This is a genomic window from Streptomyces sp. NPDC091387, assembly GCF_044756945.1.
GTDB lineage: Bacteria > Actinomycetota > Actinomycetes > Streptomycetales > Streptomycetaceae > Streptomyces.
Genome location: NZ_JBIVTZ010000017.1, coordinates 54,096 through 65,738, shown reverse-complemented (window position 1 = coordinate 65,738; position 11,643 = coordinate 54,096). Strand labels below are relative to the sequence as shown.

General features: G+C 74.0%; 11 protein-coding genes and 1 pseudogene. 7 read left to right on the top strand and 5 right to left on the bottom strand.

The genetic code is table 11. From position 1 onward, the window contains the following. Positions 1-26: 26 nt before the first annotated feature. On the bottom strand, positions 27-431 hold the full coding sequence (locus tag ACIQM0_RS30780; RefSeq protein ID WP_123464126.1) for a hypothetical protein: 405 nt from the start codon (positions 429-431) through the stop codon (positions 27-29). A 140-nt stretch (positions 432-571) separates the two neighbouring features. Beyond that, positions 572-839 (bottom strand): annotated as a pseudogene (locus tag ACIQM0_RS30775) (aldehyde dehydrogenase family protein); the annotation flags it as partial. Here ACIQM0_RS30775 and ACIQM0_RS30770 point away from each other — a divergent pair. From ACIQM0_RS30770 to ACIQM0_RS30760, 3 genes are read left to right on the top strand one after another with little or no spacing between them, the layout of a single operon-like run. Further along, positions 802-1,983: a helix-turn-helix domain-containing protein gene (locus tag ACIQM0_RS30770; protein WP_401292850.1), complete on the top strand. Its 1,182-nt coding sequence runs from the start codon at positions 802-804 to the stop codon at positions 1,981-1,983. The pseudogene ACIQM0_RS30775 and the gene ACIQM0_RS30770 overlap by 38 nt on opposite strands. Positions 1,984-2,039: 56 nt before the next feature. Then, the gene (locus ACIQM0_RS30765; protein WP_401292847.1) at positions 2,040-2,822 is read left to right on the top strand and encodes an MBL fold metallo-hydrolase; all 783 of its coding nucleotides are present in this window, start codon (positions 2,040-2,042) and stop codon (positions 2,820-2,822) included. Then, positions 2,819-3,439 (top strand): DedA family protein, encoded by a 621-nt coding sequence (locus ACIQM0_RS30760; RefSeq protein ID WP_401292844.1) that lies wholly within the window; start codon positions 2,819-2,821, stop codon positions 3,437-3,439. Before ACIQM0_RS30765 ends, ACIQM0_RS30760 begins: the two co-directional genes overlap by 4 nt. A gap of 43 nt (positions 3,440-3,482) precedes the next feature. On the opposite strand, the gene ACIQM0_RS30755 is transcribed toward ACIQM0_RS30760, so the two are convergent. Beyond that, positions 3,483-4,748: an aminotransferase class I/II-fold pyridoxal phosphate-dependent enzyme gene (locus ACIQM0_RS30755; protein WP_401292841.1), complete on the bottom strand. Its 1,266-nt coding sequence runs from the start codon at positions 4,746-4,748 to the stop codon at positions 3,483-3,485. Positions 4,749-4,957: 209 nt separating this feature from the next. Between ACIQM0_RS30755 and ACIQM0_RS30750 the strand changes: the two genes are divergently transcribed. The 3 genes from ACIQM0_RS30750 to ACIQM0_RS30740 all read left to right on the top strand — a co-directional run bounded on the left by ACIQM0_RS30750 (position 4,958) and on the right by ACIQM0_RS30740 (position 8,211). Then, entirely contained in the window at positions 4,958-6,112 is a 1,155-nt protein-coding gene (locus ACIQM0_RS30750; protein WP_401292839.1) for a mandelate racemase/muconate lactonizing enzyme family protein, read from the top strand. Next, complete coding sequence (locus ACIQM0_RS30745) at positions 6,109-7,137, top strand: zinc-binding dehydrogenase (protein WP_401292837.1); 1,029 nt, start codon at positions 6,109-6,111, stop codon at positions 7,135-7,137. Before ACIQM0_RS30750 ends, ACIQM0_RS30745 begins: the two co-directional genes overlap by 4 nt. Before the next feature lie 90 nt (positions 7,138-7,227). Then, positions 7,228-8,211 (top strand): hypothetical protein, encoded by a 984-nt coding sequence (locus ACIQM0_RS30740; RefSeq protein WP_401292835.1) that lies wholly within the window; start codon positions 7,228-7,230, stop codon positions 8,209-8,211. Between the two features lie 51 nt (positions 8,212-8,262). On the opposite strand, the gene ACIQM0_RS30735 is transcribed toward ACIQM0_RS30740, so the two are convergent. Then, positions 8,263-9,114: an SMP-30/gluconolactonase/LRE family protein gene (locus ACIQM0_RS30735; RefSeq protein ID WP_401292833.1), complete on the bottom strand. Its 852-nt coding sequence runs from the start codon at positions 9,112-9,114 to the stop codon at positions 8,263-8,265. After that, a complete protein-coding gene (locus tag ACIQM0_RS30730) occupies positions 9,111-9,884 on the bottom strand; it encodes an IclR family transcriptional regulator (RefSeq protein ID WP_401292830.1) in 774 nt (257 codons plus the stop codon). The genes ACIQM0_RS30735 and ACIQM0_RS30730 overlap by 4 nt, the downstream gene beginning before the upstream one ends. Before the next feature lie 253 nt (positions 9,885-10,137). Between ACIQM0_RS30730 and ACIQM0_RS30725 the strand changes: the two genes are divergently transcribed. After that, on the top strand, positions 10,138-11,643 hold the full coding sequence (locus ACIQM0_RS30725) for a bifunctional phosphatase PAP2/diacylglycerol kinase family protein (RefSeq protein ID WP_401292828.1): 1,506 nt from the start codon (positions 10,138-10,140) through the stop codon (positions 11,641-11,643).

Genomic DNA, 11,643 nt, shown 5'->3' with positions numbered 1-11,643 from the left:
TACGCCGGGGAGCTCCGGCCGGGCAGTCAGCAGCCGTCGTAGCCGGCGGTCGGCATGGAGAGCCTGCGGTGCACGCCGGCTTTGGTGCGGGAGCTGTAGAGCGGCTCGTCGAGGCCGGCGATCTCCAGGCGTACGCCGCGCCGCTCGCACTCCTCGGTGAAGCGCGGCACCGACGCGACAGCCCGTGCGAGCACCCGGTCGTTGGGCGCGACGAAGAGTTCGACCTCCCCGCCCTCGACATCGGCCCAGAGCGCCTGGTGGTCGGGGCGCAGTCCGTACAGGCGCAGCTGCCGGGTGACGACGTAGCCCTTGTCGGCGGCCCAGCGGGCGCACATGTCGTGCTGACTGCGGGTGTCCACGAGGAACGGGTCGCTGTCGAGTTCCTCCAGCGGCGTGAGACTGGCGATGGCCGCCACCCGTACGTCCCCCATGGCCGTTCTCCCCCTGCTAGACGTTGTCCGACCCTACGCCCCCGGTTCCCCTGCAAGAAGGCGCATGTCAGGACGGGAGGGGGCGCACGGAAGCAGGTGTGCCCGGCCGCCGGGGCGGAGGGCGCACCTGCCGGTGGGGGTCAGCCGTCGAGCGAGGTCATGACGTGCTTGATGCGGGTGTAGTCCTCGAAGCCGTAGGCGGAGAGGTCCTTGCCGTAGCCGGACTTATTGAATCCGCCGTGCGGCATCTCGGCGACCAGGGCCATGTGTGTTGATCCACACACAGCCGAAGTCGAGGTTCTTCGCCATCCGCATGGCGCGGCCGTGGTCCCTGGTCCACACCGAGGAGGCCAGGGCGTAGTCGACTCCGTTGGCGTACGCGACGGCCTGGGCCTCGTCCGTGAACCGGGCGGCGGAGGAGCGCGGCTTCCCGGTGCTGGAGGTGCCGCTCGCGGTGCCCTTCATCGCCGTGTCCCAGGAGGTGGCCGCCTCGGTGCAGGAGGACGCCCGGCACCGGCTGGGCGCCCAGTTGCAGGTGTTCGGTTCGCTGCGCTGGCTGGTCGCCGAGGATCTGGACACCCCCACGCTGCTGCGCCGCCTGGAGCGGCTGTCGGGGTACGACGTCTATCTCTGCACTCCGCAGGGGCGTCCGCTGCTGCCCGGGGTGCCGGTGCCGGATCCGGGGGTGCTGCCCGCCTCTGCGGACGCGCCGCCGACCGTTCCGGGCGGTTTCGTGCTGCCGGTGCCGGCGCCGGGCGGTCCGGCGGGCTTCCTGGTGGCGTACGAGCGGGAGGGCGCCCAGCCCGCGGGGCTCGCCGTCGTCCAGCACATCGCCACGGTGGCGGCGCTGCGGGTCGCGATGGTGCGCACCGAGCGCGAGACCCTGCGGCGCGAGGGCGCGGAGACGCTGGCCGAGCTGTTGCAGGAGGTGCTCGACCCCGAGACGGCGCGGCGCAGGCTGGCGCGGCACGCGATCGAGGGGGACACGGTGCTGATCGTGGTGCGCGGCGCCACGGACGAGGCGCTGCTGCGCTGCCTCCAGGACCAGCCGCATCTGCTGCTGACCTGGGGCGAGGACCGTTATGTGCTGGGTTCCGGGGAGCTGGCCGCGGAGATCGGCGGGCTGCCCGATGTGGCGGCCGGGATGAGCCGCCCGTTCCTGCCGGGCGCGGCGCTGCGGGAGGCGCTCTGGGCGGTGTCGAAAGCCGTCGAGTCCGGGCGGCCCGTGGTCCGCTACGGCGACGACTCGACGGGCCGCTGGCTGCCCGACGATCCGGCGGTGCTGACGGCGCTGGCCGAGCACGTGCTCGGTGAGGTGCTGCGCTACGACGCCGCCCATGACTCGCAGCTGCTGGTCTCGGTCCGCACCTGGATGGAGCGCGACCGCCGTACGGAGACGGCGGCGGCCGCCCTCCACATCCACCCGAACACCCTGGCGTACCGGCTGCGGCGCTTCGGTACGCTGGCGGACCGGGATCTGGGGTCGACGGGCGCGCTGGCCGAGGTCTGGCTCGCCATCCAGGCGGCGGGCACGCTGGGCCTCACGGACTGAGCGCGCGACGACTGCCCGTAGGCTCGACAGCGGGTCCGGGGAACAGGAGGCGGCGCGTGCCGGTGGAAGTCACCTGGTGGGGTCATGCCACCTGCACGATCGAGGACTCCGGGGTCCGGGTCCTGACCGACCCCCTCTTCGTACGGCGCATCGCGCATCTGCGCCGCCGGCGCGGTGAGCTGCCCGGCCCGGCGGCCGCTGTCGCCGATGTCGTCCTCATCTCGCATCTGCACTCCGACCATCTGCATCTGCCGTCGCTGGCCCGCATCGCCCCGGGCGGCCGGCTGATCGTGCCGCTGGGGGCGGTCCGGGCGGTCCCCGGGCTGCGGCTGCTGCGCAGGGTGCGCGGGCTGCGGATCACCGAGGTGGCGGCCGGTGACGAGGTGCGGGTCGGTGAGGTGCGGATCCGGGCGGTTCCGGCGCTGCACGACGGGCGGCGCCTGCCGGTGGGCCCGCACCGCTCCCCCGCGCTGGGGTACGTCGTCGAGGGCGCGTCGCGCACCTACTTCGCCGGTGACACCGGCCTGTTCGACGACATGGCGCGGGCGGTCGGCCCGGTGGACGTGGCGCTGCTGCCGGTCGGCGGCTGGGGGCCGTATCTGGGCCACAGCCATCTCGACGCGGGGCGCGCCGCCGAGGCGCTGGCCCGGCTGTCGCCGCGCTCGGCCGTGCCGGTGCACTACGGGACCTACTGGCCGATCGGGATGGACGGGGTCCGGCCGCACGAATTCCATTCGCCGGGTGACGAGTTCGTCCGCCAGGCGGCGCTGCTGGCGCCGCAGGTGGCGGTGCACCGGCTGGAGCACGGCGAACATGTCCGGCCGGAGGCCGACGGGTGATCCACGAGGTCGTGAGCCGGCTGCCCGCTGAGTCGACACAGCAGGCGGTGGGCTATCCGTCGCTGTTCCTGCTGGTGGCGCTGGGCGCCCTGGTGCCAGTGGTGCCGACGGGTGCGCTGGTCAGCTCGGCGGCGGTGGTGGCGTTCCACCAGTCGTCACCGTTCTCGCTGCTGTTCGTCTTCGCGGTCGCCTCCGCGGCCGCGTTCCTCGGGGACATCTGCCTGTACTGGCTGGGTCAGCGCGGGGTGCGGTCGAAGAACGGTTCCAAGTGGCTGCGGGTGATCAGCGAGCGGGCCGCGCCGGAGCGGCTCGCGCAGGCGCAGCAGAAGCTGGACGAGCACGGTGCGATGGTGCTGGTGCTGTCCCGGCTGGTGCCGGCCGGGCGGATCCCGGTGATGCTGGCGTGTCTGCTGGGCCGGGTGCCGATGCGGCGGTTCGCCCGCGGGGACGTGCCGGCCTGTCTGGCGTGGGCCGCCACGTATCAGCTGATCGGCATCCTGGGCGGCTCGCTGTTCCCCGAGCCGTGGCAGGGCGTGGTGGCGGCGGTCGGTCTGACGCTGCTGATCAGCGGGGCCCCCGCGGTGTGGCGCCGGCTGCGGGCGCGGTTCAGCCACTGACGGGCGGCCGGACCGTCGCCCCGGCGGATCGGGCCGGGGCATGTCAGCGGAGGTCGTCGAGCACCGCCCGGAAGGTGCTCAGGGCTGCCGCGACATGGGGGAGTTCGAGGGGCTCCGCCGCGCTGAGGGACTCCATCTGCTGTTCCGGGGTCGATCCGAGCAGCGGACCGGTGCCCAGCCTCACCCGCAGGGCCCCGAGTTCGTCGCCGAACCGGTGGCCGCCGGGGACGGGTGCGCCGAGCCGCTCCGTGAGGTATTCCTCCAGCTCCAGCGAGTCCGTGACGCCGCGGGCGGCGAGCCGGGACCTGAGCGGGCCGAGGTCCGCGTACAGGTGGCGGCCGGCCTGCGGGGGCCGGGCCAGTGCGCCCGTGGCGAGTACCGCCCGGTGGGCCGCGGCGGCGATCCGGGCCTGCATCGCGGCGGCCCGGCGGACCCGCTCCGTGACGGCGTCGGGTTCGCGCAGCGCGTGCGCGGCGGCCGCCGCCACCGGTCCGGCGACGAAGGCGCCGAGCGCGGTGAGGATGTCGAGGGTACGGGCGTGGCGGACCGCTGCCCGGCCGGTGTCCGGGAAGCGGGCGACCGCGACCGGCCAGGCGGACGGGGTCAGCGCGCCGGCCAGGTCGGAGATCACCGTCACGTCGTCGGGGCACATCTCGGCGGGGCTCAGCAGCACCGTGTCGTGCGGCCGGTGCAGGGTGTCGCGCCAGGTCTCGTCGCTGACGATGTGCAGCCCCTCGGCGACGGCGGCCTCGCAGGCCTCGCGCACGAGTTCCGGCGGGGCGACGGTGGCGGTGGGGTCGTCGACGACGGAGATCAGCAGCAGCCTGGGGCGGCCGCCCTCGGCCCGCACCCTGCGCACGGTCTCCAGCAGCGCGTACGGGTCGGGCACGCCGCCGCACTCGGCGGGCGTCGGCACGTGGTAGGCGGGCCTGCCCAGCAGCCGGGCCTGCGGGATCCAGGCGGCGGGGCAGGGGCGCGGCATCAGCACGTCGCCGCCGTGCGCGGCGATCAGGGCGAGCAGCAGCGCGGAGGTGCCCGGCGCGGCGGCGATGTGTTCGGGACCGCCGCGCAGTCCGCGCCGGTCCCAGTAGGCGCGGGCCGCCTCGCGCAGGTCCGCCGAACCGCCGGCGGGCTGGGGCAGGCCGCTGCCGGCCGCCGCCGCCAGTACCTCGGCCAGTTCGGGCAGGACCGGCAGACCGGGGCCGGGCGCGGGCGGCCCGTACCGTACGGGCCCGCGGTCCTCCCGGACTCCGGGTGCGCCGGGCCCGGCCCGCCCGCGTCCCTGACGCCCGGTCCGCTCCTGGCCCATCCGGGCCTCCTTCGCCGCCGCTCGGTCACCCGGCCGTCGACCGGTGCGTGTCCGCCCCTTTATACGAGGGAATGGAGCGGGGCGCCCGGCGGGCCGGGAACCGTACCGGCCGTGACGGCCCCATTGACACCCGCCCCGCCGCGTCATTACGGTCGCGCCAGGATTTCGAACGAGTGACGAGATATCGAACACGTCGAGGGGCAACTTCCTTGCGCATCACCGGAATCACTACACACGTGGTCGGAACGCCCTGGCGCAACCTCACCTATGTGCAGGTGCACACCGATGAGGGGCTCACCGGTGTGGGCGAGACGCGGATGCTCGGCCGCACCGATGCGCTGATCGGCTATCTGCGCGAGGCGGAGGCCAATCACATCGCCGGTTCGGACCCGTTCGCCGTGGAGGACCTGGTACGCCGGATGAAGTACGGCGACTACGGACGGGCCGGCGAGATCGTGATGTCGGGCATCGCGGTCGTCGAGATGGCCTGCTGGGACATCAAGGGCAAGGCGCTCGGCGTCCCGGTCTGGCAGCTGCTCGGCGGAAAGGTCACCGACCGGGTCAAGGCGTACGCCAACGGCTGGTACACCACGGAACGCACCCCGGAGGCTTACCACGCGGCGGCGTCCGCGGTCCTCGCGCGTGGCTACCGGGCGCTGAAGATCGACCCGTTCGGCACCGGCCACTTCGAGCTGGGCCAGGAGGAGACCCGGTACGCGGTGTCGCTGATCGAGGCGGTCCGGGACGCGATCGGCCCCGACACCGAGCTGATGCTGGAGATGCACGGCCGGTTCAGCCCCTCGACGGCGGTGCGGATCGCGCACGAGATGGCGCCGTTCCGGCCGGCCTGGCTGGAGGAGCCGGTACCGCCGGAGAACCTCAAGGCGCTCGCCAAGGTGGCCGGCCGGGTCGACGTGCCGATCGCCACGGGCGAGCGCATCCACGACCGCGTCGAGTTCCGTGAGCTGTTCGAGTCGCAGGCCGCCGACATCATCCAGCCGGACGTCGGTCACATCGGCGGCATCCTGGAGACGCGGAAGCTCGCCGCGACCGCCGAGACCCACTACACGCTGATCGCCCCGCACAACGTGGGCGGCTCGGTGCTGACGGCGGCCAGCCTCCAGGTCGCGGGCTGCACCCCCAACTTCAAGATCCTTGAGCACTTCAATGACTTCGCCGACGCCGACATCAAGAAGGTCGTGCGGGGCGCCCCGCAGGTCGACCCCGCGACCGGCTGCTTCGAACTCTCCGACGCGCCGGGCCTCGGGGTGGAGCTCGATGTGGACGCGGCCGCCGAATTCCCCCAGCAGCAGGCACGGTTCGACCTCTGGGCCGACGGCTGGGAGAAGAGGCAGCCCAAGTGAGCGGCGGACCCGCCCGCTCGCGGGCGATCACGGTCGACCGGCCGGGCGAACACCGGCTGACCGACGGCCCGGTTCCGGAGCCCGGCCGGGGCGAGGTCCGGGTGCGGGTCGCGGCGGCCGGGATCTGCATGAGCGACCGGGAGGTGTACGACGGTCATCGCGACCCCCGCTACGTGCGTTACCCGGTGGTGCCGGGACACGAGTGGTCCGGGGTGGTCGAGGCCGTGGGCGCGGGCGTCGATCCGGCCCTGGCCGGCCGCAGTACGGTCGCCGAGGGGTTCCGCTCCTGCGGCAGCTGCGAGCGGTGCCGCGCCGGAGAGACCTCGCTGTGCACGGCGGGGTACGACGAGACGGGGTTCACCCGGCCCGGGGCGTTCGCCGACCATGTCGTGGTACCCGCACGGCTGCTGCACCCGCTGGCCGACGACGCCGACCTGCGCGCGGCCGCGCTGCTGGAACCCGCCGCCGTGGTCGCGGCGGCGGTGCGGGCGGGCACCCCCGAACCGGGCGAACGGATCGCGGTGGTGGGCGCCGGCACGCTCGGGCTGCTCGCGGTGCAGCTGCTGGCGGCGGTGTCGCCCGGTCAGCTGACGGTGATCGACCCGAGGAACGAACGGGCGGGTCAGGCAACGGCGTTCGGGGCGAGCGAGGCCGTGAGCCCCGAGGAGGCCGCGGAGATGCGGGGCCGCTACGACCTGGTCGTGGAGACTGCGGGGGCCCCGACCACCGCCGCGGACGCCTGCCTCCTCGCGCGGCGCGGCGGCCGGGTGGTGCTCACCGGGATGTTCGCCCCCGGGGCCACCGGCATCGACCCGGTGCACCTGTCGCTGAGCCAGCTCACCGTGCGGAGCGTGTTCGGCGCGTCCTCCGCGTCCTGGTCCTACGCGGTACGGGCGTTCACCGCGGGGCTGCTCGATCCGGCCACGCTGATCACGCACGAGTTCCCGCTGGAGCGGTTCGCGGACGCCGTGGGGCTGGTCGGGGGCGGCGCCCCGGGGACGGGCAAGGTGCTGATGCGCCCCTGAGAGCTGTCGCGTGATCCCCGGCGGGCGGCCGGCCCCCGCATCGCCCATTCCCCGAACCTCGTCCGACCCACCGAACACGAAAGGCCGCTCATGACCTCCGCTTTCCCCGCCCCGTCCGGATCCCGCCCCGGCGTCCGGCGTCCGGGCGAGCCCGCGCTCAGCGCGCTCGGGCTCGGCGCCCCGGCCGCGGACCCGGCCGACGCCTCCCCGCACACCTTCCCCGACGGCGGCACCTGGCGGACCGAGATCCCGTCGGTGGAGGGGCCGGAGGCACTCTCCGTCGTACTGCAGGAGAGCGCGCGGCTCGACGTCCCCGTCCACCGGATCAGCCAGGGCAGCGGGATCTGGATGCTCGGTGACGCCGAGATCGTCGAGATGGCCGAGGGCTGCGCCGAACGCGGCATCGAGCTCTGCCTGTTCACCGGTCCGCGCGGCAGCTGGGACACCGGCGCCTCGTTCCGCACCGACTCGGGCGGGGCCGGGCTGCGCGCCCGCGGCCATGACGCCCTGGCCGGCTGCGTCGAGGACGCCCTGCGCGCATCGGAGCTGGGCGTGAAGTGCCTGCTCGTGGCCGACGAAGGGGTGCTCTGGACCCTGCACCGGCTGCGCGTCCAGGGGGTGTTGCCCGCCGACACGACGTTCAAGGTGTCGGCCCAGATCGGTCCGGTGAACCCGGCCTCCTACGCCGTCCACGAGCAGCTCGGCGCGGACTCGGTCAACATCCCCTCCGATCTGACGCTCGCTCACTTCACCGAGATCCGGCGGGTGTCGGCCGCGCCGATGGACCTGTACATCGAGGCTCCGGACGACCTCGGCGGCTATGTGCGGATGTACGAGGCGGCCGAGCTGATCCGGCGCGGCGCCCCGCTCTATCTGAAGTTCGGGCTGTCCAGGGCCCCCGGCATCTACCCGTACGGCGCCCATCTGCGCGATGCCGCCCTGGACACGGCCCGCGAGCGGGTCCGGCGCGGCCGGCTCGTCCTGGACCTGCTGGCCCGGCACGGCGCCGACGGGAACATGTCGCCGCTGGGCTCCCGGCTGCCCGGCACGCTGCGCCGCTTCCCGACGCCGTGAGCCGCCGCCGGGCGGGTCCGCGCCAGGACCCCGCCCGGCGATCCGGGACGCTCAGCCCGCGAAGGCCGTCCCGGGCATTCCCTGGCCCGCGTCAGGCAGGACCAGCAGTGAACCGGAGAGCGGGTGCGGGGCGTCGAGGCCCGCGCGGGCCGTGGAGATGTACAGGTCGCGCAGCTCCCGGCCGCCGAAGGCACAGGACGTCGGCCGCCGTACCGGCAGTTCGACGGTGTGCGCCAGCGCACCGTCCGCCGTGTAGCGGCGCAGCGCGGCCCCGTCCCACAGGGCGACCCAGACGGCCCCCTCCGCGTCCACCGTCAGCCCGTCGGGGAAGCCGGCCCCCTCCTCCACGGTGGCGAACGGGCGCCGGTTGACGACCTGTTCACCGTCCACGTCGAAGACATCGATCCGGCGGGTCGGCGTGTCGACGTAGTACATCAGCCGGCCGTCCGGGCTCCACCCGGTGCCGTTGCTGCATGCCACCAGGGGCAGCACCCGGGTGGCCGTGCCGTCGGGTGCGACGCGGGTGAGGCTTCCGCCCACCTCCGTGTCGTCGTAGCGCATGGTACCCGCCCACAGCGACCCGTCCGGCGCCACCGCCGCGTCGTTGCCGCGCCGTCCCGGATCGGCGTCGTGGACCAGCCAGCGGAAGGCGCCGTCCGCGTCGTACAGCCCGATGCCGTCGCGCAGATTGACGACCAGGCCGCCGCCCGCCCGCGGCTTGGCCGCTCCGACGTGCTGTTCGGTGGCCATGACCGTACGCCGGCCGGTGGCCGGGTCGTAGGTGTGGATCCGGGCGGAGAGGATGTCGACCCAGATCAGCCGGCCGGTGGCCGGGTCCCAGGTCGGGCCCTCGCCGAGGGCTGCGTGCTCGCGGACGGCGACGTCGGGACGCGGGCGGCTCACTCGCGCCCCCGGTGGTGCCCGAGCCGGCCGGAGAGCGCCTCCGCGCCGTCGGCGGCGAGGGAGGCCAGCTCCTGTTCGCGCTCGTCGCTCCAGCGGATCATGGGGACGGAGATGGAGAGCGCCGCGACGACCCGCCCGGTCCGGTCCCGTACGGGCGCGGCCACACAGCTCACGTCGGGGTTGGACTCCCGGTGCTCCACGGCGACGCCCCGCTCCCGGACAGCGGCGAGCGCGGTACGCAGCTCCCCTTCGTCGGTGATGCTGTCCGGGGTCATGCCGGTGAGTTCGACGCCGTCGAGACGGGCGTCGAGTTCCCGGTCGGGCAGGGCGGCGAGCAGCATCTTGCCGACGGACGTGCAGTGGGCGGGCAGCTTGCGGCCGGCCGCCGAGACCATCCGGACCGCGTGGGTGGAGTCCACCTTGGCGATGTAGATGACGTCGGTCTCCTCCAGGATCGCCACGTGGACGGTCTCCCCGCACGTCTCCGCGACCTGCTGGGCCACCTGCCGGCCCTCGGCGGCGAGGTCGAGCTGTTCGGCGTACCGGCTGCCGAGCTGGTAGGTGCGGACGCCGAGGCGGTAGCGGCCGGGCTGGTCGGGGGTGGTGACCAGGTAGGAGCGGGCGGCCAGCGTGGTGAGCAGCTCGTGGACGGTGGTGCGGGGGAGCTGGAGCTTGCGGGTGACCTCGGGCGCGGAGAGCGTACCGTCGCCGTCGAGGAAGAGTTCGAGTACGTCCAGCGCCCTGGTCACCGCTGGGACAAGTCGCCCCATGGTCGTGCACCACCCTCTCGCGTTCGACATTCCGGCCAGTGACCGGCATCACGAACACAGGCTAAGGGCGGCGCGCTTGTCCGGGCAATGACGAAGTGACGTCCGGCACCCGGACCATGTGCATTTTTATACTCAATTCTCCCGTTATGACATGGAGTGAGGGGTGGATGGAGTCGTCCGGCGGGCCGCCCGGACCGTGCCGTCCGGGCGCGCTAGTTGATTCGGGGCGGTCGGGCAGGGTATTCGGTGTTCCATGTCGTCACCGAGCAACCCTTCACACCTGCCGAGCTCCGCCGGACTGCGGAGCCTGCTGCACCGATGCGATCTCGCCGTGTTCCAGGATCTGGCCCGGCGGCACTGGCCTGCGGCCGCACCCGTGCTGCCCCGGCTCAGCCGCAGCGCCAATCACGGGCTGCTGTGGGCAGGCGCCGCGGCGGGCATGGCCGCGTTCGGCGGCAGCGCCAGGGCCCGGCGGGCCGCGGTGCGCGGGATCGCCTCACTGGCGGTGGCCTCGGCCGCGATCAACACGATCGGCAAGGGCGCGGTCCGCAGGGAGCGGCCGATACTGGACGCCGTGCCGGTGATACGACAGCTCAAGCGCCAGCCGATCACCACGTCGTTCCCGTCCGGGCACGCCGCGTCGGCCGCCGCCTTCGCCACCGGGGTGGCCCTGGAGTCGAAGGGCTGGGGAGCGGTCGTCGCGCCCGTCGCGCTGTCCGTGGCCGCCTCCCGCGTCTACACCGGCGTGCACTACCCGAGCGATGTGCTGGCCGGTGCGGCGCTGGGCATAGGAGCCGCGTTCGCCCTGCGCGGCGTCGTACCGACCCGGGGGCAGCTGCCCGCACCGGGCAGGCCGCCCGCCCACGCCCCCTCACTGCCCGACGGCCAGGACCTGGTCGTCGTGGTGAACCAGGCGTCCGGGACGGCCACGGCCACGGCCGCGCTGGTCCGGGACGCGCTGCCGAACGCCGAGGTGGTCGAGTGTCCCCCGGAGATGCTCTCGGCCGAGCTGGAGAAGGCCGCGGGACGGGGCCGGGCGCTGGGTGTCTGCGGCGGTGACGGCACGGTCAACCAGGCGGCGGCGGTGGCCTCCGTGCACGGTCTGCCGCTGGCCGTGTTCCCCGGCGGGACGCTGAACCACTTCGCGTACGACCTGGGCATCGAGACCGTGGCCGACGCCTGTGCCGCGATCGGCGCGGGCGATGCCGTCCGGGTGGACCTGGGCCGCTTCCGGCCGGGCCCCGACGGACCCGGCGGCGCCCACGGCTACTTCCTCAACGCCTTCAGCATGGGTGTCTACCCGGAGCTGGTCCGGACGCGCGAGCACTGGTCCCCCCGGATCGGCGGCTGGCCGGCCGGGGTGCTGGCCGCGTTCCATGTACTGCGCGGCGAGCGCCCCCTGGAGGCAGAACTCCAGGGGCGGCGACGGCCGCTGTGGCTGCTGTTCGTCGGCAACGGCCTGTTCCAGCGGGTCGGCCCGGCGCCCGGCCGTCGGCACAACCTCGCGGACGGGCTGCTGGACGTACGGGTGGTGCACGGCGGGCGGACGCCGGGGCTCCGACTGCTGGCGGCTGCCGTCGCCGGCCCGCTGACCCGCTCCCCCATGCATGCCGCCGTCCGCCGTCACCGGGTGCGGATCTCCGGGCTGAAGCCCGGGACACCGTATGCGTACGACGGTGAAGTCGCGCACAGCCAGCGCGAGTTGATGATCGACAAGCTGCCGGAGGCGCTGACGGTGTACTGCCCGATGCAGGTGTGA

What these genes read in the sequence shown, in the direction of transcription:
- ACIQM0_RS30780 (WP_123464126.1), bottom strand. Translation starts at nt 431, where the DNA reads ATGGGGGACGTACGGGTGGCGGCCATCGCCAGTCTCACGCCGCTGGAG.
- ACIQM0_RS30755 (WP_401292841.1), bottom strand. Translation starts at nt 4,748, where the DNA reads ATGGGCCAGGAGCGGACCGGGCGTCAGGGACGCGGGCGGGCCGGGCCC.
- ACIQM0_RS30740 (WP_401292835.1), top strand. Translation starts at nt 7,228, where the DNA reads ATGACCTCCGCTTTCCCCGCCCCGTCCGGATCCCGCCCCGGCGTCCGG.
- ACIQM0_RS30730 (WP_401292830.1), bottom strand. Translation starts at nt 9,884, where the DNA reads ATGGGGCGACTTGTCCCAGCGGTGACCAGGGCGCTGGACGTACTCGAA.
- ACIQM0_RS30725 (WP_401292828.1), top strand. Translation starts at nt 10,138, where the DNA reads ATGTCGTCACCGAGCAACCCTTCACACCTGCCGAGCTCCGCCGGACTG.